Origin of the sequence: Pseudomonas sp. BF-R-24, from assembly GCF_019947335.1 — a bacterium.
In the GTDB taxonomy this organism is placed as follows: Bacteria; Pseudomonadota; Gammaproteobacteria; order Pseudomonadales; family Pseudomonadaceae; genus Aquipseudomonas; species Aquipseudomonas jessenii.
This window is the reverse complement of record NZ_JAGYGG010000048.1, coordinates 1-26,013: the sequence shown is the minus strand read 5'-3', so window position 1 is coordinate 26,013 and position 26,013 is coordinate 1. Positions and strand designations below refer to the sequence as shown.

Here is a 26,013-nt window from a genome sequence, read left to right as displayed (position 1 = left end):
CGAGAAGGTATTGATAGTCGCTGCCGTAAGGCATTGCACGCAACGGCGAGGGTCGTCGCGCGCGGTCATTTCATTGATGCCCGGCAAAGCCCCGCAGAGTGGCTCTGCCTTCAGCACTCCGGCAAGCATAGGCTCGCGCGGAATCATTCGACAAATTGTTGCAAAGTATCTTTTACAGCAGGTCTTTTATCAACAACTCGGCCAGCTGCACAGCGTTGAGCGCCGCGCCTTTGCGTACGTTATCTGACGTCAGCCACAGATTAAGTTCCGACGGGTCGTCAATACCATGGCGAACCCGACCAACGTAGACCACATCCTGCCCTACCGCATCGCCCACCGGGGTCGGGTAATCACCGGCTTCCACCAGTTCGATGCCGGGTGCGTCTTCCAGGGCCGCATTGATTTTCCCCAGGTCGATTTCACTCGCGGACTGCAGGGTCACGCTATAGCTATCGCCAAAAAACACCGGGGCTTGAATGCAAGTGACGGAAATCTTCAATGAAGGCCGCGCCATGACCTGGCGCAGCTCACGCACCAGGCGTTTTTCCAGCAGCGTATGACCTTGCTCATCCGGTTTACCGACCTGGGCCAACAGGTTGAAGGCCATCTGCCGATCAAAGAATTTCGGCTCCAGCGGCCGCACATTCAGCAGTTCGGCGGTTTGCCGGGCGAGCTCACTCACGGCTTCGCGGCCCTGGGCCGATACCGCCAGGCTGGCGGTCAGGCTGATGCGCTGCAAATCAAGCAAATCCATCAGTGGCGCCAGCACCACCGCCAGCGTGGTGGCCGACGGGCTTGGACTGCTGACCTGAAAGGGTTTGTTCAAGCCGGCCAACACCTGGGCATTGGCTTCAGGCACAACCTGTGGCGCCTTTTCGGCCGGCAGGGCACCGGAGAGATCGATAACCGAGCAACCGGCATCGGTCGCGCGGGAAGCGAAACTCAACGAAACCGCCGGGTCGGCGGCAAAGAATGCCAACTGCACCTTGCTGAAGTCGAACTGATCGACTTCCCGCACCCGCACGTTCTTGCCGCGAAACGGCACCGAACTGCCGGCCGACTCGCTGCTGGCCAACAGGTGCAGGTTACCGATCGGGAAATCGCGCTCTTCGAGAATCTGCACAAGTGTTTCGCCGACAGTACCGGTGGCGCCGATCACGGCAATATCAATGGTCTGGCTCATGGGTTTTACCTCTGGCGAAACGGGGGGAGCGGCACTTTACCGGGTGGGGGGCATGCAGGCAATTCTGCCGGAAATTTGCTGCGGCTGTACCGGCCCCTTCGCGGGCAAGCCCGCTCCCACAGGTTTCAGTTGTGCACACAAACCTTGTGCTCGACACCGAACACTGTGGGAGCGGGCTTGCCCGCGAAGAGGCCAGTATGGGCAATCAATAACTTTCAGACTGTCAGGAATAAAAAAACCCGCGCCTCTTTCAAGGCGCGGGTTCTTTCATTGCATCAACCGATCAACGCTCGAGCAGGATCCGCAGCATGCGACGCAGCGGTTCGGCCGCGCCCCATAGCAACTGGTCGCCGACGGTGAACGCGCCGACAAATTGCGAGCCCATGTTCAGCTTGCGCAGACGACCAACCGGGATGTTCAGGGTGCCGGTAACCTTGTTCGGGCTCAGCTCCTGAATGCTGGTTTCGCGGTTGTTCGGCACCAGCTTGACCCAAGGGTTGTGCTGGCTGATCAAACCTTCGATATCAGCGATCGGTACGTCTTTGTTCAGCTTGATGGTCAGCGCCTGGCTGTGGCAGCGCATGGCGCCGATGCGCACGCAGATGCCATCGACCGGGATCGGGCTCTTGAAGCGACCGAGGATCTTGTTGGTCTCGGCCTGGGCCTTCCACTCTTCGCGGCTCTGACCGTTCGGCAGTTCCTTGTCGATCCACGGGATCAGGCTGCCGGCCAACGGTACGCCGAAGTTTTCAGTCGGGTAAGCGTCGCTGCGCATGGCTTCAGCCACACGGCGGTCGATGTCGAGGATCGCGCTGGCCGGATCGGCCAGTTGATCGGCAACAGCGGCGTGGGTCGCGCCCATTTGCTTGATCAGTTCACGCATGTTCTGCGCGCCGGCACCGGAGGCCGCCTGATAGGTCATGGCGCTCATCCACTCCACCAGGCCAGCTTCGAACAGGCCACCGAGGCCCATCAGCATCAGGCTGACGGTGCAGTTGCCGCCGATGTAGTTCTTGGTGCCCGCGTCCAGTTGCTGGTCGATGACCTTGCGGTTGACCGGATCCAGAACGATCACCGCGTCATCCTGCATACGCAGGCTGGAAGCGGCGTCGATCCAGTAACCCTGCCAGCCGGCTTCACGCAGCTTGGGGAAGACTTCGCTGGTGTAGTCGCCACCCTGGCAGGTCAGAATCACGTCGAGGGTTTTCAGCTCTTCAATGCTGTAAGCGTCCTTGAGCGGAGCAATGTCCTTGCCCACGGACGGGCCTTGGCCACCGACATTGGAAGTGGTGAAAAACACCGGCTCGATAAGATCGAAATCCTGCTCTTCCAGCATCCGCTGCATGAGCACGGAACCGACCATGCCGCGCCAACCGATCAGACCTACACGTTTCATCGCAACTACACCTTCTTGAAATGTGGGCCGCTGCCTTGTCTTGAATTTGGCAGCGGGCCCGAGAGATTACAGATTCCGCAGCGCGGCGACTACTGCGTCACCCATTTCCTGCGTACCGACTTTAGTGCAACCGGCCGACCAGATGTCACCGGTGCGCAAGCCCTGATCCAGCACCAGGCTGACGGCTTTCTCGATGGCATCGGCCGCGGCCTGCTGGTTGAAGCTGTAACGCAACATCATCGACACCGACAAAATGGTCGCCAGCGGGTTGGCGATGCCCTTGCCCGCGATGTCCGGGGCCGAACCGTGGCACGGCTCGTACATGCCCTTGTTGTTGGTGTCCAGGGACGCCGACGGCAGCATGCCGATGGAACCGGTGAGCATCGAGGCCTGGTCGGACAGGATGTCGCCGAACATGTTGTCGGTAACGATCACGTCGAACTGCTTCGGTGCGCGCACCAGCTGCATCGCGGCGTTGTCGACGTACATGTGGCTCAGTTCGACTTGAGGATAATCCTTGGCCACTTGTTCGACCACTTCACGCCACAGTTGGCTGGAAGCCAGTACGTTGGCCTTGTCCACCGAGCACAGCTTCTTGCCACGGACCATGGCCATGTCGAAACCGACACGGGCGATGCGGCGGATTTCGCTTTCGCTGTACGGCAGGGTGTCATAGGACTGACGCTCGCCGTTTTCCAGGGTACGGGTACCACGAGGCGCGCCGAAGTAGATGCCGCCGGTCAGCTCGCGAACGATCAGGATGTCCAGGCCGGCCACGATTTCCGGCTTCAGGCTGGAAGCCTCGGCCAGTTGCGGGTACAGGATCGCCGGACGCAGGTTGCCGAACAGGCCCAGTTGCGCACGGATTTTCAGCAGACCGCGTTCAGGGCGGATGTCACGTTCGATGGCATCCCATTTCGGGCCGCCAACGGCGCCCAGCAACACGGCGTCGGCCGCGCGGGCACGCTCCAGGGTCTCGTCGGCCAACGGCACGCCGTGCTTGTCGATGGCAGCGCCACCGATCACATCAAAGCTCAGTTCGAAACCCAGGGCGAACTTGTCGCTGGCCAATTCCAGCACCTTGACCGCTTCGGCCATGATTTCCGGGCCAATACCGTCACCTGGGAGAATCAGAATCTGCTTGCTCATGCTTTCCTCATGTCATCAGTCGGTGCGCCTTGGGCGCACCCGGAAAAATTCTATCGCTCGGCCATCAGTACCAGCACATCCGTACTGAACGAACCATCGGCCTCAATCTCAAAATATTCGCGTACTTCATTGCCCATCGACTGCTGCAACTCGCGGATCGCCGCGCGCATCACTTGCGGTGTGCGCATGCGCTCGACCCAGCTGTTGTATTCCAGGCGCAAGCGCTGACGGGTGGTACTGCGGGTGTGCAGCCCCGCCTCGCTGACCTGGCGCAACCACTCGCCAGCGGAATAATCGCGCACATGGCTGGTATCGCGCAGCACTTCGACGCTTTGCAGGTAAGTGTCGAACAGCGGGCTACCCGGTGACAACACGTCGACGAACGCCGCCACACCGCCCGGCTTCAGGACTCGACGCACCTCCCGCAGGGCCACGCCCAGGTCGCTCCAATGGTGCGCCGAATAGCGGCTGAAGACGAAATCGAATTCGCCATCGGCGAACGGCAGGCGCTCGGCGGCACCGTTGACCGTGGTTACGTTGCTCAAGCCACGGTCGACAGCAGCGGCAGCGACCACGTCGAGCATTTGCTGCGACAGGTCGTAGGCCACCACCTCTTTCACCAATGAGGCTACGTGAAAACTCACGTGACCTGCGCCGCAACCCAGATCCAGGACCCTGGCCTCGCCCTGCCCCGCCAGTTCGGCCTGTAGCAGCGCGAATTCGGTGCCTTGAGCGTGTACGGCGCTGCTCAGGTAGGCCGAGGCCTGTTCACCGAATTGCTTCTGGACTACCTGGCTGTGCTGGGCGGTGCTGGTCATGAGGGACTTCCTTTTTCAGGTTTTAGCCTTGTGGTGTCTGGGCTGCCGTCTTCGCGAGCAAGCCCGCTCCCACATTGGTATGCATTTCAGAATGTGGGAGCGGGCTTGCTCGCGAAGAGGCCGGCCCTGACTACATCAATCTCGAATCATTCAAGCGTCGCGAAACAACCAAGGCTGGCTCGCACGATGCTTGGCCTCAAATGCCGCAATCGCATCGCCGTCCTGCAAGGTCAGGCCGATATCGTCCAGGCCGTTCAACAGGCAATGCTTGCGAAACGCATCAATCTCAAAGCTCAACACCTTGCCATCCGGACGGGTCACGGTCTGGGCCTGCAGGTCAACCTGCAACTGATAGCCCGGATTGGCCTCGACCTGCTGGAACAGTTCGTCGACTTCGGCGTCGCTCAAGATGATCGGCAGCAAGCCGTTCTTGAAGCTGTTGTTGAAGAAGATGTCGGCATAGCTCGGCGCGATGATGCTGCGGAAACCGTACTCTTCCAGCGCCCACGGCGCGTGTTCACGGCTGGAGCCGCAACCGAAGTTCTCGCGGGCCAGCAACACGCTGGCGCCCTGGTAACGTTCGGCGTTGAGGACGAAGTCCTTGTTCAGCGGACGCTTGGAGTTGTCCTGGTAAGGCTGGCCCACATCCAGGTAGCGCCATTCATCGAACAGGTTCGGGCCAAAGCCCGTGCGCTTGATCGACTTCAAGAACTGCTTCGGGATGATCTGGTCGGTGTCGACGTTGGCACGATCCAAAGGCGCGACAAGACCAGTGTGCTGGGTAAAAGCTTTCATGCTGCGCTCCTTCAGATCAATTCACGGACGTCGACGAAACGACCGTTTATAGCAGCGGCCGCGGCCATGGCCGGGCTGACGAGGTGAGTACGACCACCGGCACCCTGACGGCCTTCGAAGTTACGGTTGGAGGTCGAGGCGCAATGCTCACCGGACTCCAGGCGGTCCGGGTTCATCGCCAGGCACATCGAGCAACCCGGCTCACGCCATTCGAAACCGGCTTCGAGGAAAATCTTGTCCAGGCCTTCCGATTCAGCCTGGGCTTTAACCAGGCCCGAGCCCGGCACCACGATAGCCTGCTTGATGGTCGAGGCCACTTTACGGCCCTTGGCGATCACGGCCGCCGCACGCAGGTCTTCGATCCGCGAGTTGGTGCAGGAACCGATGAACACACGGTCGAGCTGAATGTCGGTGATCGCCTGATTGGCGGTCAAACCCATGTACTTCAAGGCACGGACGATGGAGTCGCGCTTGACCAGGTCCATTTCCTTCGCAGGATCCGGCACGTTCTGGTCTACCGCCAGCACCATCTCAGGCGAAGTACCCCAGCTGACTTGCGGCTTGATCTGGGTCGCATCGAGCTCGACAACCGTATCAAACGTGGCATCGGCGTCAGACACCAGGTCTTTCCAGGCTTCAACGGCCAGGTCCCATTCCGCGCCTTTCGGGGCAAATGGACGGCCCTTGACGTAAGCCACGGTTTTTTCGTCCGCAGCCACCAGGCCTACGCGAGCGCCGGCCTCGATGGACATGTTGCAGATGGTCATGCGGCCTTCGACGGACAGGTCGCGAATCGCGCTGCCGGCGAACTCGATGGCGTGGCCGTTACCGCCGGCGGTGCCGATCTTGCCGATCACCGCGAGCACGATGTCCTTGGCGGTCACGCCGAACGGCAATTGGCCTTCGACGCGCACCAGCATGTTTTTCATTTTCTTGGCGACCAGGCACTGGGTGGCGAGCACATGCTCGACCTCGGAAGTGCCGATACCGTGAGCCAATGCGCCGAATGCGCCATGGGTCGAGGTATGGGAGTCGCCGCAGACCACGGTCATGCCGGGCAAGGTTGCGCCTTGCTCCGGGCCGATGACATGGACGATGCCCTGGCGAACGTCGTTCATCTTGAACTCGACAATGCCGTATTCATCGCAGTTGTCATCGAGGGTCTGGACTTGCAGGCGCGAAACCTGGTCAACGATGGCGTCGATGCCGCCCTTGCGCTCCGGCGTGGTCGGTACGTTGTGGTCCGGGGTCGCGATGTTGGCATCGATGCGCCATGGCTTGCGCCCGGCCAGACGCAGGCCTTCGAAGGCTTGCGGCGAGGTCACTTCGTGGATGATGTGACGATCGATGTAGATCAGCGCAGAGCCATCGTCGCGCTGCTTGACCAAATGCGAATCCCAGAGCTTGTCGTAGAGCGTTTTGCCGGCCATCAGACGGTTTCCTCATCAGCTTGTTTCTATGCCCTGGGTCTTGAGCGACTCAATAACCCCTTGGCTTGTGAGGCTGATCCTATGGGGTTACATTAAATAACTCAAATTCATATTTTTTATGCTTTGGATAACCAACTGGAATGCAACTATGGACCTGGCCAACCTCAATGCCTTTATTGCCATCGCCGAGACCGGAAGCTTCTCCGGCGCCGGGGAACGGCTGCACCTGACCCAGCCGGCCATCAGCAAGCGCATCGCCGGGCTGGAGCAGCAATTGAAGGTGCGGTTGTTCGACCGTCTGGGTCGTGAAGTGGGCCTGACCGAGGCCGGGCGCGCCCTGCTGCCGCGGGCTTATCAGATTCTCAATGTCCTCGATGATACGCGCCGAGCCCTGACCAACCTCACCGGCGAAGTGACCGGCCGTCTGACCCTGGCCACCAGTCACCACATCGGCTTGCACCGTTTGCCGCCCTTGCTGAGGGAGTTCACCCGACTCTACCCACAAGTGGCGCTGGATATTCAGTTCCTCGATTCGGAAGTGGCCTACGAGGAAATTCTCCATGGCCGCGCCGAACTGGCGGTCATTACCCTGGCGCCAGAACCCCATGCGCTGGTCAAGGCCACCCCGGTATGGGACGACCCGCTGGATTTCGTGGTTGCCCCGGAGCATTCGTTGCTCAATAACGGCAAGGTCAGCCTGGCGGACATCGCCCGACACCCGGCGGTCTTCCCCGGTGGCAATACCTTTACCCACCACATTGTGCAGCGGCTGTTTGAAGCCCAGGGCCTGACGCCAAACATCGCCATGAGCACCAACTACCTGGAAACCATCAAGATGATGGTCTCGATCGGCCTGGCCTGGAGCGTTTTGCCGCGCACCATGCTCGATGACCAGGTGGCGCGCATACCTTTGCCGGGCATACAGCTCACTCGCCAGCTAGGCTATATCTTGCACACAGAAAGGACGCTGTCGAATGCTGCGCGGGCCTTCATGGCCTTGCTGGACGCTCAACTCGATCAGCCAGGGACTCAAGGCTAAGCTGTGCTAATCCTGTAGAGCCGCGAATTCCTGCCCCAAACGCCCATTCAGCCCAAGGCTTGCCAATGCCCAAATCTGTTGACCGTATTCCGCCAATGCCGCGTATACAGGCACTTGACCCGAAAAGCTCCGAACAGAGCTGGGAAAGTGCCCCGCAATTGTTGGCCGCGCTCAACGGCGCGCGCCTGGGTGCGTGGTATTGGGACATCGAGCGCGGGAAGATCAGTTGGTCCCGGGGCACGCAGGCGCTGTTCGGCTTCGATCCCCGCAAACCGTTGCCATCGGATCTGGAATACCTCGACTTGCTGCCTCCGGAGGATCGCGCGAAAACCGTTCGCGCGTTCCACGCAGTCATCGCTGGCGCACCGCTGGAGCAAGCGATGCATCACCGCATCCGCTGGCCCGATGGCAGCCTGCACTGGCTGGAAATCAGCGGCAGCCTGTTACCGGACAAGCACGGCCGGCCACGGATGATCGGTGTGATCCGCGAGATTACCCACCAGCGCCAGCGCGAACAGGCGTTGAGCAGCTCGGAAAAACGCTTCGCCACCCTGTTCCACCTGTGCCCCAACATGGTCCTGCTGACCCGCCAGGAAGACGGCCTGATCACCGAAGCCAACCAGTATTTCGAAAGCCTGTTCGGCTGGCCGGTGCAAAACGCGATCGGCCGCACCACCCTGGAACTGGGCCTGTGGGTGCATCCCGAACAACGGGCCGAACTGGTCAAGGCCACCAAAGCCAAAGGCGACCTGGTCAGCATGGAAGTGCAGTTTCGCGCCAGCAATGGCCAGGTCCACGACGGCATCCTCAGTGCGCAAAAGGTCGAGCTCGAAGGCCAGCCCTATCTACTGAGCACGTTCCTTGACACCACCGAGCGCAAAGTCGCCGAACAGGCCCTAAAGGACAGCCAGGAACGCCTCGACCTGGCACTGGACTCGGCGCAACTCGGCACCTGGGACTGGCACATCCCCAGCGGCATGCTCTACGGATCGGCACGGGCCGCCCAACTGCACGGTCTGGACGCCAAGCCCTTCCACGAGTCCTTCGACGAGTTCTTCGAAGGCGTGCCCGGCGAAGAACGCGACACCATGCGCGACGCTTACCGCAGTCTGCGTGAAGGCCCGGCCGGCAACTATCAATTGACCTACCGCGTGCAATTGCCCGACGGCACCTCGCGCTATCTGGAAAGCCGTGCCCGCCTCTACCGCGATGACAACGGCGTGCCGGTGCGCATGGCCGGCACCTTGCTCGACATCACTGATCAGGTGGAGCGCGAACAACGGCTGGTGGCCTCCGAAGAGAAATTCGCCACGCTGTTCCAGGTCAGCCCCGATCCGATCTGCGTCACCCGCCAGGACTCCGGCCAGTTCATTGAAATCAACTCCAGCTTCACCCAGACCTTCGGCTGGAGCACCGCCGATGTGATCGGCCGCAGCGCCGACGAAATCGGCCTGTGGGACGCTTCGGCGAAAAGCCTGCGACGAATCGAACAAGTGATCCGCGAACAAGGCCTGAACAACGTGGCCATTCTGGTCCAGCACAAGGAAGGACAGACCCTGACTTGCGTGATTTCCAGCCGCCAGATCAGCGTCGGCGACCAGCCCTGCATCGTCACCACCCTGCGCGATATCACCCAGCAACAGCGCTCGGAAGCGGCGCTCAAGGCCAGTGAAGAGAAATTCGCCAAGGCCTTCCACTCCAGCCCCGACGCCATCACCATCACCGAGCGCGACACCGGACGCTATCTGGAGGTCAACGACGGCTTCTGCCGCCTGACCGGCTACCGCGCCGAGGAGGTGGTGGGCCGCACGGTGTACCAGGTCGGGATTTGGGCCGAAGAAAAACAACGCTCGGCGCTGCTGGCCGAATTGCAGATCAAGGGACGGGTTCATCATCAGGAAATGCTCGGGCGCAACAAGCGCGGCGAACTGCTCACCGTCGAAGTCTCGGTGGAACCGATCACCCTCAATGAAACCGCCTGCCTGCTGCTGACCGCGCGCGACGTCAGCCTGCTGAAAAATGCCGAAGCACAGATCCGCCACCTGGCCTATCACGACCCACTGACCAACCTGCCCAACCGTGCCTTGCTGATGGACCGCCTGAGCCAGCAGATCGCCCTGCTCAAACGGCATAACCTGCGGGGCGCGCTGATGTTCCTCGACCTCGACCATTTCAAGCACATCAACGACTCCCTCGGGCACCCGGTGGGCGATACCGTGCTGAAAATCATCACCGCACGCCTGGAGGCCAGCGTGCGCATGGAGGACACCGTTGCGCGCCTGGGCGGTGACGAATTCGTGGTGCTGCTCAGCGGCCTCGAAGGCTCGCGCAGCGAGGTCAGTGAGCAGGTTCGCGAAGTGGCCGACACCATCCGCGAGCTGCTGTCCGAACCGATGTTCCTCGACGGCCAGCGCCTGCAAGTGACACCCAGCATCGGCATTGCGCTGATCCCCGATCACGGCTCGACCCCGACCGACCTGCTCAAGCGCGCCGACATCGCGCTCTATCGCGCCAAGGACTCGGGTCGCAATACCACGCAGATGTACCACAACACCATGCAGAAGGCCGCGAGCGAACGCCTGCGCATGGAAACCGACTTGCGCCTGGCCCTTTCCCGGGGCGAGTTTCGCGTGCATTACCAACCCCAGGTCGACGCCCGGGGTGACCGCATCGTCGGCGCCGAGGCCCTGGTGCGCTGGAATCATCCGGAACTCGGCCCGCAGTCACCCGCCGAGTTCATCAAGGTGCTGGAAGACAGCGGACTGATTCTGGAGGTCGGCACCTGGATCCTCGACGAAGCCTGCCAGGCCTTCAAACGGTTGATCGACGACGGCCTGGTGAATCCGTATAAATTCAGCCTGTGCGTGAACATCAGCCCGCGCCAGTTCCGCCAGAACGATTTCGTCGAACGTGTCGAAAACAGCCTGAACACCTATGGCCTGCCCTGCTCCCTGTTGAAACTGGAAATCACCGAAGGCATCGTGATCCAGAACCTGGAGGACACTATCAGCAAAATGCGCCGCCTGAAAAAACTCGGTGTGAGCTTCGCCATGGACGACTTCGGCACTGGCTACTCCTCGCTGACCTACCTCAAGCGCTTGCCGGTCGACACCCTGAAAATCGACAAGTCTTTCATCCGCGACGCCACCAGCGACCCGAACGACGCCGAGATCATCCGCGCCATCGTCGCCATGGCCCACAGCCTGGATTTGAAGGTGATCGCCGAAGGGGTGGAAACGGCGGAGCAGCTTGAGTTCCTGCAGGGACTGGAGTGTCACTTCTACCAAGGGTATTTGCACAGCCAGCCGTTGCCGGTGGAGGAGTTTCAAAAACTGCTGAAGTGACAGGCACAAAAAAGGGCGCCAATGGCGCCCTTCTTCTTGCTCCGACTCAGTGTTGCAGAGCCGGCTTTTGCGTTCCGTTGATCGGGATGCGCTTGGCTTTCGCCTCTTCCGGAATCACCCGTAGCAGGTCGATGCTCAACAGACCGTTGCTCAGGCCGGCAGCCTTGATCTCGATGTGGTCCGCCAGACGGAAGGACAGCTTGAACGCACGCTGCGCAATGCCCTGATACAGATAAGTGACGTCTTCGTTCGCGTCGCGTTTACCGCCACTGATGGTCAGCACACCTTTCTCGACTTCGAGCTCCAGATCTTCTTCCTGGAAACCGGCCGCGGCAATCACGATGCGGTATTGATCGTCGCCGTGTTTCTCCACGTTATAGGGTGGATAGCTGCTGCCTGGCTCGTTGCGCAGGGCGGTCTCGAACAGGTCGTTGAAACGGTCGAAACCTACCGAGGAACGGAACAGTGGGGCCAAGGATAATGTAGTAGCCATGATGCAAATCTCCTGAAAACAATCAGCAAGGTTTTTTGTCTCCGCGACCCGAATTCGGCATCGCGTAATCCTTAAATAGGGACCGCTGATTGCATTTCAAGAGATTGTTTTTTGCTTTTTTTACAAAAAATTTCAGGCCGCTTCCGCCACCGGCAGCCCCAGCAAACGCGAGACGTTATCCAGCTCGGTCTCACGACGCAGCACGGTAAAGAGCTCTACCGCCTCGGGATAATTGCGGGTCAGCATCGCCAGCCATTGCTTCAGACGACCCGGCGACTGGCGTGGCGTCATTTGTGCCTTGGCTTGCAGCCAGAAGTCCTGGATCAGCGGCAACAACTCGGCCCAGGTCATCTCGACCACCTCTTCACCGGCCCGCGCCGCGGCGATCTGCCGGGCGAGATCCGGACGCGAAACCAGGCCGCGACCGAGCATGATGTCTTCCACGCCGCTGATCTCGCGGCAACGACGCCAGTCTTCGACGCTCCAGATGTCGCCATTGGCGAACACCGGCACCTTGACCACGTCCTGCACCCGCGGAATCCACTCCCAGTGTGCCGGCGGCTTGTAGCCGTCGACCTTGGTCCGCGCATGCACCACGATGTGTTCGGCGCCGCCTTCGGCCAGGGCCGTGGCACACACCAGCGAGCCGTCCGGGCTGTCGAAGCCCAGGCGCATCTTGGCGGTGACTGGAATGTGCGCGGGGACGGCACGACGGACGTGCTCGACGATCTGGTTGAGCAGCTCGGGTTCCTTGAGCAATACCGCACCACCACGGGATTTGTTGACGGTCTTGGCCGGACAGCCGAAGTTCAGGTCGATCACTTCGGAGCCCAGCTCGCAGGCCAGCGCGGCATTTTCCGCCAGGCACACAGGATCGGAACCGAGCAGTTGCACACGCAGCGGCACACCGGAGGCCGTCCGGGCACCGTTGAGCAACTCCGGACCGAACTTGTGGAAATAGGCAGGTGTGAGCAACTGGTCGTTGACCCGGATGAACTCGGTCACGCACCAGTCAATACCACCCACACGGGTCAGCACGTCGCGCAGGATGTCGTCGACCAACCCCTCCATGGGCGCCAAAGCAATTTGCATGAAAAACACACTCGAGGAAAAACGTGCAGCAGTTTACTGGATTGCGCGAGAAACCGCAGATCCCTTGTGGGAGCGGGCTTGCTCGCGAATGCGATTTAACATTCAACATTGATATTGACTGGCACACCGCTTTCGCGAGCAAGCCCGCTCCCACATTCAGATTTTGGCGGATTCCAGATTTTGCGATAGCAACGCCGGGCCATAACCCTCGATGAACTCCGCCGGCATGCGCTTGGGCTTGCCCGTGGACAGTTCGATGCAGACGAAGGTGGTCTGCGCCCGCAGCAACGTCGAATTATCGCTGGGGCGGACCAACTGGAAGTGCCGGGTCATTTTAAGGCGCTGATCCCAATCGACGATCCAGGTCGCCAATTGCAACTCATCGTCCTCATAGGCTGCCGCCAGGTAATCGATCTCGTGCCGCACCACCGCCATCGCCCGGTCCAGCCGCCGATACTCGACCAGGTCCAGGCCAAGACGCTGGGAGTGGCGCCAGGCACAGCGTTCGAGCCAGGTCACGTAGACCGCGTTGTTCGCGTGCCCCAACCCGTCAATGTCCTCGGCGCTCACTTGCAGATCAATGATGAATGGCGTTTCCCGATCCCAGCCCATGCCCGACTCCCTGGTCAGATAATTTCGACCGGGGCAGTGTAACGGAAGCTCAGGCGGATTGGCGTGATTGCAGACTGCGCCCGGCCAGCAGTGATAACACGCCATCAATCACCCGAGGGTCGGCCAACACTCGCTGATGACCACCGTCTTTCAAACGCAACAAGCGGCTGTCGAACCAGGCTTCATGGATCAGCTGGGATTCCTTCACAGAGACAAAGTTGTCGTCTTCGGCATGGACAATCAGGCCGGGCATGTCGAGTTGATAGTGCGCGACATCCAGCGTCGCGGCTCGCATGCCGACATCTTGCTCGACCTGGCGAATGAACGCCGAGCGGGCCTTCGGTGGCAGCCCGACATAGCGGGCAAAACCACGCAACACACCGAGAATCCGCGCCGGGGCAGCAATGCTGACCAGGGTTTCGGTGCGCAGGCCCAACTGGACCGCGAGCATCGCACTGGCGCCACCCATGGAGTGGCCGATGACCGCTTGCAGCGGTGGCAGTTCGGCGGCCGCTTCCAGCATGGCGCGGGCGAACAGCACCACATTCGCCTCACTGCCCGGTGAGCGGCCGTGGGCCGGACCATCCAGGGCCACGACCGAGTAACCGGCATCGACCAGCGCGGTGATGAGGCTGGCAAACTGCGTCGGCCGCCCTTCCCAGCCATGCATCAGCAATACTGCCGGGCCCTGACCCCAACGCAAGGCCGAGAGACCGAAACGCAGGGTGACCCGCTCGGACTTGGCCAACAGTGGCAGCTCCCAGTCACGCAGCGGCAGATCCCGTGGCGTCATGAACGCCTGTCGCATTTTGCTTGCGACCAGTTTCGGGGCGAACCAGCCCAAGGTGCCATTAACGCCACGAACCCACTTTAACGTGCTCATCGCATTCTCCTCAGGCCGCAGCCTTCAGGTCAACGCACCGCCGATTTGGCGGCGCGCAGTAATCGATCGGACAACTCTCCTGGCCCCAGCGCCCGCGCCAGAGCCAGCCCACCCACCATCAAGGCCATGTCGGCCAGGGCTTTTTCGGTTTCTTCAGGGCTGGCCGCCAACTGCGCGACCATCAATTCCACATGCTCATTGAGCGCGACACGAAACGCTTCCGGCAGCCGCCCCAGTTCGCCGACCGATGCCGGGATCGGACAGGCCGATTCGGAGGAATCACGGTGCTTGCGCGACAGATAGAACGCCGCCACCAGCGCACGGCGCTCTTCGCCGGTCAACTCCGCGTCCATGTCGGCAATCAGGTCACGGCGGTGACCGAGCAATTGCCTGAACGCCTCCAGCATCATCGCGTCCTTGCTTTCGAAGTGGGCGTAGAAGCCGCCGACCGTCAGGCCCGCCGCGCCCATCACTTCGCCCACGCTTGGCTCGGCCGGGCCGCGCTGAATCAGCGCTGCGCTGGCAGCCTTGAGGATGCGTTCGCGGGTTTGGGCTTTTTTATCGTTCATCGTTGCCTCCGAATATTACGATTGAAATATTATTCTCATAATAAATTTTAGCAAGTCATGGGCATGACCGCTGGTCTGAAGAACAGTTTTTTTGGAAATTTTGGAAATGGAGGAATTTGGCCAAACGCCAGACAAACAAAAGGGCCATTCAATAATTGAATGACCCTTATAAATCCCGCAGAGCGGGTAATCGTGGCGTCCCCTAGGGGACTCGAACCCCTGTTACCGCCGTGAAAGGGCGGTGTCCTAGGCCACTAGACGAAGGGGACACAAACCCTTCTATACAACTGATCAGTGCTGAGTGCTGATCGATTCAAGGCCGGTGTGGCCAGACCTTGAACTGTAAAATTGGTGGAGCTAAGCGGGATCGAACCGCTGACCTCCTGCATGCCATGCAGGCGCTCTCCCAGCTGAGCTATAGCCCCGGATTTTTCGCCTCGCGGCGGAGCGACATCTTGCAACATCGCTTCTGTAAAACTGGCGTCCCCTAGGGGACTCGAACCCCTGTTACCGCCGTGAAAGGGCGGTGTCCTAGGCCACTAGACGAAGGGGACGCAAACCCTTCTATACAACTGATCAGTGCTGAGATCTGATCGCTTCAAGGCCGGTGTGGCCAGACCTTGAAGTGTAAATTGGTGGAGCTAGACGGGATCGAACCGTCGACCTCTTGCATGCCATGCAAGCGCTCTCCCAGCTGAGCTATAGCCCCTCATCGTTGATGTCATCGCTGAGGACGGGGCGAATCTTAAGGGCGTATCGAAAGCCTGTCAAACTTATTTTTCAAAAAAATTAAAATTTTTTGCCGACATAACAATCACTTACCGCCCTCCCCCCCGAAAAATCGGGGTCTGAGGACCACTGCGCGCCCAACGACGGGCACACACAATGGCCATCAGCCCTTCATCAAGCGTGTCAGGCAATCGCGCCCAACAGCTTTTCCCACTCCTTGTTTTCTTTCTTCGACACGCCGCCCAGCAGGTCAATGGCCTGGCGCAGACGGAAACGGGTCAGGTCCGGCCCGAGGATTTCCATCGCATCGAGCACCGACACCGAGCTGGCCTGGCCAGTGATCGCAGCGAACATCAGCGGCATGGCATCACGCAGCTTCAGCTCCAGGGATTCGACCACCGCCTGAATGGTCGCGGTGATGCTGTCCTTTTCCCACTGACGCAGGCTTTCGAGCTTCCACAGGATCAACTGCATCAACTGACGAACCTGATCACCCGACAGTTTCTTCGATTCGAACAACTTCGCATCCGGGTTCACGCCACCGGCAAAGAAGAACCCGGCCAGCGGTGCGACCTGGCTGAAGGTTTCGACCCGGCCCTGTACGTGCGGTGCGATCTTCATCATGTATTCGGAATTGAACGCCCACTTCTGCACGCGCGCGGCGAACTCTTCCACCGGCAGGTCGCGCAGCCACTGGCCGTTGAGCCACGACAGCTTCTCGATGTCGAAGATCGGCCCGCCGAGGGACACGCGCTTGAGGTCGAAGTTGTCGACCATTTCCTGCAGCGAGAACTTCTCACGCTCGTCCGGCATCGACCAGCCCATGCGACCCAGGTAGTTGAGCATCGCTTCGGGCATGAAGCCCATGCGCTCGTAGAAGGTCACCGAGGTCGGGTTCTTGCGCTTGGACAGCTTGCTCTTGTCCGGGTTACGCAGCAGCGGCATGTAGCACAGCTCCGGCTGTTCCCAGCCGAAGTATTCGTAAAGCAGGATCAGCTTCGGTGCCGATGGCAGCCACTCTTCGCCACGCAATACGTGGGTGATGCCCATCAGGTGGTCGTCGACCACGTTGGCCAGGAAGTAGGTCGGCAGGCCGTCGGTCTTCATCAGGACTTGCATGTCCATGCGGTCCCACGGGATTTCAACGTCGCCACGGAGCATGTCCGGCACCACGCAGACGCCTTCGCTCGGTACTTTCATGCGGATAACGTGAGGCTCGCCAGCGGCCAGGCGACGGTCGACTTCTTCCTTGGACAGCAGCAGCGCGCGGCCGTCATAACGCGGGGTTTCGCCGCGAGCCATCTGCTCGGCGCGCATCTGGTCCAGCTCTTCGGCGGTGCAGAAGCACGGGAAGGCATGGCCCATTTCGACCAGTTGCTGGCAATACTTCTGGTAAATGTCGCCGCGCTCGCTTTGACGGTACGGACCGTGCGGGCCGCCGACATCCGGGCCTTCGCTCCAGTCGATCCCGAGCCAGCGCAAGGCGTCGAAAATCTGCTGTTCGGACTCGCGGGTCGAACGCAGCTGGTCAGTGTCTTCGATCCGCAGGATGAACTCACCGCCGTGCTGCTTGGCAAAGCAGTAGTTGAACAGGGCGATATAGGCGGTACCTACGTGGGGATCCCCGGTAGGCGATGGCGCGATGCGAGTGCGGACGGTGGTCATGGCATGTCTCGAAAAGAATAAAAGCGAAGTTCAAACAAGGCGCGAATGGTAACAGGCGACACCCGCCCGGCTCCAGTGAACAGGGCATTTAAGCCAAGGTTGCGTCTGTAACGCCCGTATAGGGAGGTGAATGGCCGAAAATCAGCCGACAGCATTTACCGCTTATCGGCTGTATGCCAGATTTGCCCGCTGATAACTTCTCTTACAATTTCTCGACTACAGTTTGCCCCATGCCTGCCCAACTCAAGCGTCGCCTCTTCTCGTTCCTGCTGATTGTCCTGTTGGTTGCCGGGGGCCTGTTTGCCCATTGGCTCTTGAAGGGGCGCTTTTATGAAAGCACCGACAACGCTTATGTCCAGGGCGAGATCACCCGCGTGTCGAGCCAATTGGGCGCGCGTATCGATCAGGTGCTGGTGCAGGACAACCAGCATGTCGAGAAAGGCCAGTTGCTGGTCAAACTCGAAGGCGACGACTTCCGCCTCGCTGTCGACCGCGCCAATGCCGCCCTGGCCACCCGCCAGGCCGAACGCCTGCAAGCCCAGAGTAAACTGACCCAGCAGGCCAGCCTGATTGCCGCCAGCGAAGCGCAGGTCGCGTCCAGCCAGGCCAGCCTGGGTCGCTCGCAGATCGACCTGACCCGTGCCGAGACCTTGCGCAAACCCGGCTATATCTCGGAAGAACGGGTGACCACCCTCTCCGCCGACAACCACATCGCACGCTCGCAAGTGGCCAAGGCCCAGGCCGACGCGCAAAGCCAGCGCCAGCAGGTCAATGCGTTGAATGCAGAGATCAAACGCCTCGACGCGCAGATCGCCAACGCCAAAACCGACCTGGCCCAGGCCGAACTGAATCTGACCCGCAGCGAAATCCATGCCCCCATCAGCGGCCTGATCGGCCAGCGTGCAGCCCGCGAAGGCCAATATGTGCAGGCCGGCGCTTACTTGTTGTCGATCGTGCCGGACGAAGACATCTGGATTCAGGCCAATTTCAAGGAAACCCAGATTGGCCACATGCAGCCCGGCCAGGAAGCCGAACTGACCTTCGACGCCTACAGCGACACCCCGATCAAAGCCCGGGTCGACAGCCTGTTCGCCGCCTCGGGCGCGCAGTTCAGCCTGTTGCCGCCGGACAATGCCACGGGCAACTTCACCAAAGTCGTACAACGGATTCCCGTCAAACTGACCTTCGCCGCGGACAATCCGCTACGCGGCAAGATCCGCCCGGGCATGTCGGTCACCGCCAAGGTGAACATCAAGGACACCCCTGAAGAAATCACCCCCAAAGTGAGCCACAAAGACGCCCCTGACGATGGCCGGTGATCAACTGATCCGCCCGGTCGGCGAACCGACCCGGCGGGACTGGATTGCGGTGATGAGCGTGATGCTCGGTGCGTTCATGGCGGTGCTGGACATCCAGATCACCAACTCCTCGCTCAAGGACATCCAGGGTGCACTGTCGGCGACCCTGGAAGAAGGTTCGTGGATTTCCACCTCGTACCTGGTGGCGGAAATCATCATGATCCCGCTCACCGCCTGGCTCGTGCAGTTGCTGTCAGCCCGGCGCCTGGCGGTGTGGGTGTCCCTCGGATTCCTGGTCGCGTCCTTGCTCTGCTCCATGGCGTGGAGCCTGGAAAGCATGATTGTGTTCCGCGCCCTGCAAGGCTTTACCGGTGGCGCGCTGATTCCGCTGGCGTTCACCCTGACCCTGATCAAGCTCCCGGAACACCACCGCGCCAAAGGCATGGCCATGTTCGCCATGACCGCTACCTTCGCGCCCTCCATCGGCCCGACCCTCGGCGGCTGGCTGACGGAAAACTGGGGCTGGGAATACATTTTCTACATCAACATCCCGCCCGGCCTGATCATGATCGCCGGCCTGATGTACGGTCTGGAGAAGAAAGAAGCCCACTGGGAGTTGCTGAAAAGCACCGACTACGCCGGCATTCTCACCCTCGGCGTCGGGCTCGGTTGCTTGCAGGTGTTTCTGGAGGAAGGCCATCGCAAGGACTGGCTGGAATCGAGCCTGATCGTAACCCTGGGCAGCATCGCACTGGTCAGCCTGATCAGCTTTGTGATCGTGCAGACCTCCAAACCCAATCCGCTGATCAACCTCGGCATCCTGCGCAATCGCAACTTTGGCTTATCAAGCATTTCCAGTGTCGGGATGGGGGTCGGGCTGTACGGCTCGATATACCTGTTGCCGCTGTACCTGGCGCAGATCCAGAACTACAACGCCTTGCAGATCGGCGAAGTGATCATGTGGATGGGTGTGCCGCAGCTGTTTCTGATTCCCCTGGTGCCCAAATTGATGAAATACGTCTCGCCCAAATGGCTGTGCACACTGGGCTTCGGGCTATTCGGGTTGGCGAGTTTCTCTTCGGGCGTGTTGAACCCGGACTTTGCCGGGCCGCAGTTCAATCAGATCCAGATCATCCGCGCCCTGGGCCAACCACTGATCATGGTCACCATCTCGCTGATCGCCACCGCCTACATCCTGCCCCAGGATGCGGGATCGGCCTCGAGCCTGTTCAACATCCTGCGCAACCTCGGCGGCGCCATCGGCATCGCCCTGCTCGCCACGCTGCTGGATGCGCGGACCAAGGTTTACTTTGATTACCTGCGTGAATCCATCGTGCCGAGCAATCCGCAGGTCGCTGAACGGATCGCCTCACTGGCTGACCGGCTGGGCAATGAAACGGCAGCCCTGGGCAAACTCAGCGAGATCGCCCACCAACAGGCATCGATCATGGCCTACAACGATGCGTTTCATTTTGTCGGGATTGCGTTGGGGATCAGCATGGTGGCGGTGTTGCTGACCAAAAAGTTGCCGGAGGGGTTGAAGGCTGGGGAAGCACACTAATTGATACTTGCAGCGCCCTGACCGGCCTCATCGCGAGCAAGCTCGCTCCCACAGGGATCACACCGAACCTTGTGGGAGCGGGCTTGCTCGCGAAGAGGCCCGTACATTCACCGCAAATCTCAGACAGTAATCAACCGCTCGCGCAACTTGCCAATCTCATCACGCATCTGCGCCGCCGCTTCAAACTCCAGATCGCGCGCCAACGCATACATCTTCTCTTCCAGGGCCTTGATACGCTTGGCGATCTCGCCCGGCGAGCGCAATTCCGCTTCGTATTTGGCGTTCTCTTCCGCCGCCTTGGCCATGCCCTTGCGCTTCTTGCTGCGCGAACCCGGCACGGTGGCGCCTTCCATGATGTCGGCAACGTCCTTGAACACACCTTTGGGGGTGATGCCGTTGGCCAGGTTGAAGGCGATCTGCTTGTCGCGACGGCGCTCGGTTTCGCCGATCGCGCGCTCCATGGAACCGGTAATCCGGTCGGCATACAGAATCGCCCGGCCATTAAGGTTACGTGCCGCACGCCCGATGGTCTGGATCAGTGAGCGCTCGGAACGCAGGAAACCTTCCTTGTCGGCATCGAGGATCGCCACCAGCGACACTTCCGGCATATCCAGGCCTTCGCGCAGCAGGTTGATCCCCACCAGCACATCGAAAGTACCCAGGCGCAGATCACGGATGATCTCGACCCGCTCCACGGTGTCGATGTCCGAGTGCAAATAGCGCACGCGCACGCCATGATCGGCCAAATAGTCAGTCAAGTCTTCGGCCATGCGCTTGGTCAGCGTCGTGACCAGCACCCGCTCTTCCAGAGCGACGCGCTTGGTGATTTCCGACAGCAAGTCGTCGACCTGGGTCAGTGCCGGGCGAATCTCGATTTGTGGGTCCACCAGCCCGGTCGGGCGCACCACCATGTCAATGACGCGGCCAGCGTGTTCGGCTTCGTAGTTGCCCGGGGTCGCCGAGACGAAAATCGTCTGCGGGCTGATGCTTTCCCACTCATCGAAACGCATCGGCCGGTTATCCAGCGCCGAAGGCAGGCGGAAACCGTATTCCACCAGCGTCTCTTTACGCGAACGGTCACCTTTGTACATCGCACCGACCTGCGGAACGCTGACATGGGATTCGTCGATCACCAGCAAGGCATCGGCAGGCAGGTAATCGTAAAGGGTCGGTGGTGCCGCGCCGGCTTCGCGGCCGGACAGATAGCGCGAGTAGTTTTCGATGCCGTTGCAATAACCCAGCTCGAGGATCATCTCCAGGTCGAAACGGGTACGCTGCTCCAGGCGCTGGGCTTCCACCAGTTTGTTGTTGGAGCGCAGGTACTCCAGACGCTCCTGCAACTCGACCTTGATGCCCTCGACCGCGCCCATCAGGGTTTCCCGTGGCGTCACGTAGTGGCTCTTCGGGTAGAAGGTGAAGCGCGGCAGTTTGCGAATGACTTCGCCGGTGAGCGGATCGAACGCCGACAGGCTTTCCACTTCATCGTCGAACAGCTCGATGCGGATCGCCTCGAAGTCGGATTCCGCCGGGTGGATATCGATCACATCGCCACGCACGCGGAAGGTCGCACGGGCAAAATCCATGTCGTTGCGGGTGTATTGCAGGTCAGCCAGGCGTCGCAGCAATTCGCGCTGGTCGAGCCGGTCGCCGCGATCCACGTGCAACACCATTTTCAAATAGGTTTCCGGGCTGCCCAGACCGTAGATGCACGACACCGTGGTGACGATGATCGCGTCCTTGCGCTCGAGCAACGCCTTGGTCGCCGACAAACGCATCTGCTCGATGTGGTCGTTGATCGACGCATCCTTCTCGATGAAGGTGTCCGAGGACGGCACATAGGCTTCCGGCTGGTAGTAGTCGTAGTAGGAAACGAAATATTCCACCGCGTTGTTCGGGAAGAACGCCTTGAACTCCCCGTACAACTGCGCCGCCAGGGTCTTGTTCGGCGCCAGCACCAGGGTCGGGCGCTGCACCTGGGCGATCACGTTGGCGATGCTGAAGGTCTTGCCCGAGCCGGTCACACCGAGCAGCGTCTGGTGCGCCAGCCCGGCTTCGATGCCCTCGACCATCAGACGGATGGCTTCCAGCTGATCGCCGGCGGGCTCGAAACGGGTGACTAGCTGGAATTCAGACATGAAATACCTCTGGATCACTCTTGCCGGCAAAACCGGCACGAACGAGAAAGACCGCAAACGACCGATGTCGCCCGAAGAAAAAACTGGATTGTGCTCAATGTGGAGCCGATTGCCAGCGCTTTCAAGGCAAACGTCCTACATCGCGCAAAACCTTTGCCGACGCCTTTCGACTAACGGTCGCAAAATAATCGGAAAAACTTACCTTAAAAGCCGAATAGCCTGTCGCCATTGATCGCGGATGGCCTCTATACTAGCTCCCCGTTTGTGCACCGCTCTAGTGCATTCGGCTGGAGCGCGACACGTCCCTCCACTCTCCATTCAGAGCCGCCGCAATAATGAGCCTGTTCTCCGCTGTCGAAATGGCACCACGCGATCCAATCCTGGGCCTCAACGAAGCATTCAACGCCGATACCCGGACCAACAAAGTCAACCTGGGGGTCGGTGTTTACTGCAACGAGGAGGGGCGAATTCCACTCCTGCGCGCCGTTGTCGAAGCCGAAACCATTCGCGCCGCTCAACACGTTTCCCGTGGCTACCTGCCAATCGACGGCATCGCCGCCTACGACCAGGCCGTGCAAAAGCTGCTGTTCGGCAATGACTCGCCACTGATCGCTGCCGGCCGTGTAATCACCACCCAGGCCGTTGGCGGTACTGGCGCCCTGAAAATCGGTGCCGATTTCCTCAAGCAACTGCTGCCGAACGCCGTTGTAGCGATCAGCGACCCGAGCTGGGAAAACCACCGCGCGCTGTTCGAAACCGCCGGTTTCCCGGTGCAGAACTACCGTTACTACGACGCCGCGACCCACGACGTGAACCGTACCGGCATGCTGGAAGACCTGAACGCGCTGCCAAACGGCTCGATCATCGTGCTGCACGCCTGCTGCCACAACCCGACCGGCGTGGACCTGAGCCCGGCGGATTGGAAAAACGTCCTGGACGTGGTCAAAGCCAAAGGCCACGTGCCGTTCCTCGACATGGCCTACCAGGGCTTCGGCGATGGCATCGACGAAGACGCCGCTGCCGTACGCCTGTTTGCCGAGTCGGGCCTGACTTTCTTCGCCTCCAGCTCCTTCTCCAAGTCGTTCTCGCTGTACGGCGAGCGCGTGGGTGCCCTGTCGATCGTCAGCGAATCGAAAGAAGAAAGCGCACGCGTGTTGTCGCAAGTCAAACGCGTGATCCGCACCAACTACTCCAACCCGCCGACCCACGGTGCCAGCGTTGTCGCTGCAGTGCTGAACAGCCCGGAACTGCGCGCCCAGTGGGAAGCCGAACTGGCCGAAATGCGCCTGCGCATTCGTGGCATGCGTACCCAGATGGTCGACCTGCTGGCACAAAAAGCGCCTCAGCGCGATTTCAGCTTCGTCGGTCGTCAGTGCGGCATGTTCTCCTACTCCGGCCTGACGGTTGAGCAAGTTCACCGCCTGCGCAACGAGTTCGGCATCTACGCCCTGGACACCGGCCGCATCTGCGTGGCCGCGTTGAACCAGAGCAACATCAAGGTTGTGACGGACGCTATCGTCCAAGTCATCTGATGACACCTTGAAATGAAAAACGGGAAGCCATGGTGCTTCCCGTTTTTTATTTGTCACAGATTATTCTCAACGCAACGACCCAGCCCTCTAAACTCCACACAAGTCAAAATGTGGGAGCGGGCTTGCTCGCGAAGACGGCAGTACATTCAATACTTGTACAACCTGAACCACCGCTTTCGCGAGCAAGCCCGCTCCCACAGGATTTATGTACTAAGCATTCCCGAGAACCCATATGAAAAACGATGACCTGCGCGCCGACCGCGATGACCTGGATGACCTGGATCACTTCACCCCCCGCGCCCCGGCAAAACGCGGCAACAACCTGGTGATGCAAGTGGCCGCCGGTGTGTTTCTCGGCGGCCTGGCCCTGTGGCTGGTGCAATTGGGTGCCACGGCGCTCTACGCCAAACTGATGCTTGGCACGATTACCTTCGGCGGTTAAACCAGTTCGGTCGCGCGCTGGCTGGCAGCGTCGTCGTAGGCGACATACAGCGATTCAGCGACCTGGCTCTTGATCGCTTTAGTGCTTTCCAGGCCCAGGACAAAACCTTCGGCCTTGCCGCCGGCACGGTTCAATGCTTCAGCGGTGCCGGCCTGAGTGATGGCGTCGAACAACTTTTCGGCGTGGGGGCCGACACCTTTGGGCAGGCTGATCTGAGAGATGCTCATGGGTGCATCCCGTGGTGTCGAGGTGTGAGGGTCAAATGATTCATGGCGCGTACCTTTTCGGCGAATGGCCGGCAGCGCGTGTCACCACTTCCGGGCAGCCATGGTAGACCTCTGGGGCGATCCTGGTAACCGCCAATCGCCGCTAAACCACCGCCCGCCCCGCTGATTCGCTCCAATTGTTATTCGGTGCTTGACTTCTCTTTTTGAATCAGTAAGATACGCGCCATTCCGCGATAGCTCAGTTGGTAGAGCAAGTGACTGTTAATCACTGGGTCCCTGGTTCGAGTCCAGGTCGTGGAGCCAGACAGCAACATCGAAAAGCCCCTGAATCGAAAGATCCAGGGGCTTTTTTGTGGTCGATTGAAAAGCCAACGCCTGAAAAGCAAAAAGCCGATCTGTCTATTCGACAGATCGGCTTTTTCAGTTGCCGTGAACGTCAGACATGCTCACTGCTTTTCGTGTGGACCGCCCGTGGTTCTGCCACGCCATGTTCCGATTCCAGCACCGGAATCTCCTTGCCGTCGCAATCATGCAGTTTACCGTCACTGAAGTAGTCCCCTTCACGCAACGCCGCCAGATCCTGATAACGCAACACCCGCTCGGTACCGGCCGCAAACACCGATTGCTGGTCGGAGTTACCGGCAGTCAGATGGTTGAAGGTCAGGTTCAGCACGATGGCCATGATTGCCGAAGAACTGATGCCCGAATGGAAAATGGTCGCAAACCAGCTCGGGAAGTGATCGTAGAAGCTAGGTGCCGCGATCGGGATCATGCCGAAGCCAATCGAGGTCGCGACGATGATCAGGTTGACGTTGTTGCGGTAGTCGACCTTGGACAAGGTCCGAATGCCGCTGGCCGCGACGGTACCGAACAGCACGATGCCAGCGCCACCCAGCACGGAGGTCGGTACGGCGGCGATGACTCGGCCCATGAAGGGCAGCAGACCGAGGATCACCAGGAACAGACCGCCGGTTGCCACCACGTAGCGGCTCTTGATGCCGGTGACGGCCACCAGACCGACGTTCTGGGCGAAGGCGCTCTGGGTGAAGGAACCGAAGATCGGCGCGAACATGCTCGACAGCATGTCGGCGCGCAGACCGTTGCCCAGGCGCTTGGAGTCAACCTTGGTGCCGATGATCTCACCGACGGCCAGAATGTCCGCCGAGGTCTCCACCAGCGTCACCATCACCACGATGCACATCGACAGGATCGCAGCAAAGTGAAAGGTCGGCATGCCGAAGTGGAACGGCGTCGGGAAGCCGAACATCGGGCCCTGGGTTACGGACGAGAAATCCGCCATGCCAAGGAACACCGCGATCACCGTACCAATGACCATGGCCAACAGAATCGACAGGCGAGAGATGGTCGCACTGCCGATTTTGCTCAGCAGCAGTACCAGCACCAGCGTTACCGCCGCCAGACCGATGTTCGCCGTGCTGCCGAAGTCCGGCGCATGGCTATTGCCGCCCATTGCCCAGCGCGCGGCTACCGGCATCAGCGTCAGGCCGATGGTGGTAATCACGATGCCGGTCACCAGTGGCGGGAAGAACTTGGTGATACGCGAGAACACCGGGGTTATCAGCAACCCGATCAGGGACGCCGCTATCACCGCCCCCAGCAC

The 26,013-nt window shown here is 60.2% G+C and carries 21 protein-coding genes and 5 tRNA genes; 7 read left to right on the top strand and 19 right to left on the bottom strand.

Annotated features, from left to right (window positions below; genetic code table 11):
- Positions 1 to 172: 172 nt before the first annotated feature.
- The 6 genes from KGA98_RS25630 to leuC form a co-directional block, all read right to left on the bottom strand.
- On the bottom strand, positions 173 to 1,183 hold the full coding sequence (locus KGA98_RS25630; protein WP_223504392.1) for an aspartate-semialdehyde dehydrogenase: 1,011 nt from the start codon (positions 1,181 to 1,183) through the stop codon (positions 173 to 175).
- 283 nt (positions 1,184 to 1,466) lie between these two features.
- Positions 1,467 to 2,579, bottom strand: coding sequence for an aspartate-semialdehyde dehydrogenase (asd, locus tag KGA98_RS25625; protein ID WP_057715575.1), 1,113 nt, complete (start codon positions 2,577 to 2,579; stop codon positions 1,467 to 1,469).
- A 66-nt stretch (positions 2,580 to 2,645) separates the two neighbouring features.
- Positions 2,646 to 3,728: a 3-isopropylmalate dehydrogenase gene (gene leuB, locus KGA98_RS25620; protein ID WP_154947647.1), complete on the bottom strand. Its 1,083-nt coding sequence runs from the start codon at positions 3,726 to 3,728 to the stop codon at positions 2,646 to 2,648.
- A gap of 50 nt (positions 3,729 to 3,778) precedes the next feature.
- Complete coding sequence (locus KGA98_RS25615) at positions 3,779 to 4,546, bottom strand: class I SAM-dependent methyltransferase (RefSeq protein ID WP_102668757.1); 768 nt, start codon at positions 4,544 to 4,546, stop codon at positions 3,779 to 3,781.
- A 150-nt stretch (positions 4,547 to 4,696) separates the two neighbouring features.
- Positions 4,697 to 5,341: a 3-isopropylmalate dehydratase small subunit gene (gene leuD / locus KGA98_RS25610; RefSeq protein WP_015095895.1), complete on the bottom strand. Its 645-nt coding sequence runs from the start codon at positions 5,339 to 5,341 to the stop codon at positions 4,697 to 4,699.
- 11 nt (positions 5,342 to 5,352) lie between these two features.
- Positions 5,353 to 6,771: a 3-isopropylmalate dehydratase large subunit gene (leuC, locus tag KGA98_RS25605; protein ID WP_057715577.1), complete on the bottom strand. Its 1,419-nt coding sequence runs from the start codon at positions 6,769 to 6,771 to the stop codon at positions 5,353 to 5,355.
- 148 nt (positions 6,772 to 6,919) lie between these two features.
- On the opposite strand from leuC, the gene KGA98_RS25600 reads away from it, so the two are divergent.
- The gene (locus tag KGA98_RS25600) at positions 6,920 to 7,810 is read left to right on the top strand and encodes a LysR family transcriptional regulator (protein ID WP_057715578.1); all 891 of its coding nucleotides are present in this window, start codon (positions 6,920 to 6,922) and stop codon (positions 7,808 to 7,810) included.
- Between the two features lie 65 nt (positions 7,811 to 7,875).
- Positions 7,876 to 11,154: a PAS domain S-box protein gene (locus tag KGA98_RS25595; protein ID WP_150812499.1), complete on the top strand. Its 3,279-nt coding sequence runs from the start codon at positions 7,876 to 7,878 to the stop codon at positions 11,152 to 11,154.
- A gap of 46 nt (positions 11,155 to 11,200) precedes the next feature.
- Here KGA98_RS25595 and KGA98_RS25590 read toward each other — a convergent pair whose 3' ends face one another.
- From KGA98_RS25590 to gltX, 10 genes are all read right to left on the bottom strand, one after another.
- Positions 11,201 to 11,647 carry an Hsp20 family protein gene (locus KGA98_RS25590; RefSeq protein WP_057715580.1) on the bottom strand — a complete coding sequence of 149 codons (447 nt, stop codon included), beginning with the start codon at positions 11,645 to 11,647 and terminating at the stop codon, positions 11,201 to 11,203.
- Between the two features lie 132 nt (positions 11,648 to 11,779).
- Positions 11,780 to 12,739: a tRNA dihydrouridine synthase gene (locus KGA98_RS25585; protein ID WP_008050845.1), complete on the bottom strand. Its 960-nt coding sequence runs from the start codon at positions 12,737 to 12,739 to the stop codon at positions 11,780 to 11,782.
- A 156-nt stretch (positions 12,740 to 12,895) separates the two neighbouring features.
- Positions 12,896 to 13,351: an acyl-CoA thioesterase gene (locus KGA98_RS25580; RefSeq protein WP_150812498.1), complete on the bottom strand. Its 456-nt coding sequence runs from the start codon at positions 13,349 to 13,351 to the stop codon at positions 12,896 to 12,898.
- A gap of 49 nt (positions 13,352 to 13,400) precedes the next feature.
- A complete protein-coding gene (locus tag KGA98_RS25575) occupies positions 13,401 to 14,234 on the bottom strand; it encodes an alpha/beta fold hydrolase (RefSeq protein WP_057715583.1) in 834 nt (277 codons plus the stop codon).
- A gap of 29 nt (positions 14,235 to 14,263) precedes the next feature.
- Positions 14,264 to 14,803, bottom strand: coding sequence for a TetR/AcrR family transcriptional regulator (locus KGA98_RS25570; protein ID WP_057715584.1), 540 nt, complete (start codon positions 14,801 to 14,803; stop codon positions 14,264 to 14,266).
- 193 nt (positions 14,804 to 14,996) lie between these two features.
- Positions 14,997 to 15,072: transfer RNA gene (locus tag KGA98_RS25565), tRNA-Glu, on the bottom strand.
- An 80-nt stretch (positions 15,073 to 15,152) separates the two neighbouring features.
- A tRNA-Ala gene (locus KGA98_RS25560) sits at positions 15,153 to 15,228 on the bottom strand.
- Between the two features lie 53 nt (positions 15,229 to 15,281).
- A tRNA-Glu gene (locus KGA98_RS25555) sits at positions 15,282 to 15,357 on the bottom strand.
- 79 nt (positions 15,358 to 15,436) lie between these two features.
- Positions 15,437 to 15,512, bottom strand: a tRNA-Ala gene (locus KGA98_RS25550).
- Between the two features lie 203 nt (positions 15,513 to 15,715).
- The gene (gene gltX / locus KGA98_RS25545) at positions 15,716 to 17,197 is read right to left on the bottom strand and encodes a glutamate--tRNA ligase (protein WP_057715585.1); all 1,482 of its coding nucleotides are present in this window, start codon (positions 17,195 to 17,197) and stop codon (positions 15,716 to 15,718) included.
- Positions 17,198 to 17,427: 230 nt separating this feature from the next.
- On the opposite strand from gltX, the gene KGA98_RS25540 reads away from it, so the two are divergent.
- A complete protein-coding gene (locus tag KGA98_RS25540) occupies positions 17,428 to 18,516 on the top strand; it encodes an HlyD family secretion protein (RefSeq protein WP_057715586.1) in 1,089 nt (362 codons plus the stop codon).
- A gap of 49 nt (positions 18,517 to 18,565) precedes the next feature.
- Positions 18,566 to 20,056 carry an MDR family MFS transporter gene (locus KGA98_RS25535; protein ID WP_174245540.1) on the top strand — a complete coding sequence of 497 codons (1,491 nt, stop codon included), beginning with the start codon at positions 18,566 to 18,568 and terminating at the stop codon, positions 20,054 to 20,056.
- Positions 20,057 to 20,175: 119 nt separating this feature from the next.
- Here the strand turns inward: KGA98_RS25535 and uvrB are convergent, their stop codons facing one another.
- A complete protein-coding gene (gene uvrB, locus KGA98_RS25530; protein ID WP_150812497.1) occupies positions 20,176 to 22,191 on the bottom strand; it encodes an excinuclease ABC subunit UvrB in 2,016 nt (671 codons plus the stop codon).
- A 335-nt stretch (positions 22,192 to 22,526) separates the two neighbouring features.
- Here uvrB and KGA98_RS25525 point away from each other — a divergent pair, with 335 nt between their 5' ends.
- Both KGA98_RS25525 and KGA98_RS25520 read left to right on the top strand, forming a co-directional pair.
- The gene (locus KGA98_RS25525) at positions 22,527 to 23,723 is read left to right on the top strand and encodes an amino acid aminotransferase (RefSeq protein WP_057715589.1); all 1,197 of its coding nucleotides are present in this window, start codon (positions 22,527 to 22,529) and stop codon (positions 23,721 to 23,723) included.
- Between the two features lie 232 nt (positions 23,724 to 23,955).
- Positions 23,956 to 24,165 (top strand): hypothetical protein, encoded by a 210-nt coding sequence (locus KGA98_RS25520; protein WP_057715590.1) that lies wholly within the window; start codon positions 23,956 to 23,958, stop codon positions 24,163 to 24,165.
- Here the strand turns inward: KGA98_RS25520 and KGA98_RS25515 are convergent.
- Positions 24,162 to 24,392 carry a hypothetical protein gene (locus KGA98_RS25515; RefSeq protein ID WP_150812496.1) on the bottom strand — a complete coding sequence of 77 codons (231 nt, stop codon included), beginning with the start codon at positions 24,390 to 24,392 and terminating at the stop codon, positions 24,162 to 24,164. The two genes, KGA98_RS25520 and KGA98_RS25515, sit on opposite strands and share 4 nt — an antisense overlap.
- A gap of 227 nt (positions 24,393 to 24,619) precedes the next feature.
- On the opposite strand from KGA98_RS25515, the gene KGA98_RS25510 reads away from it, so the two are divergent.
- Positions 24,620 to 24,695: transfer RNA gene (locus tag KGA98_RS25510), tRNA-Asn, on the top strand.
- A gap of 133 nt (positions 24,696 to 24,828) precedes the next feature.
- Here the strand turns inward: KGA98_RS25510 and KGA98_RS25505 are convergent.
- The coding region (locus KGA98_RS25505) for a nucleobase:cation symporter-2 family protein (protein WP_223504390.1) at positions 24,829 to 26,013 on the bottom strand (1,185 nt) is incomplete at its 5' end.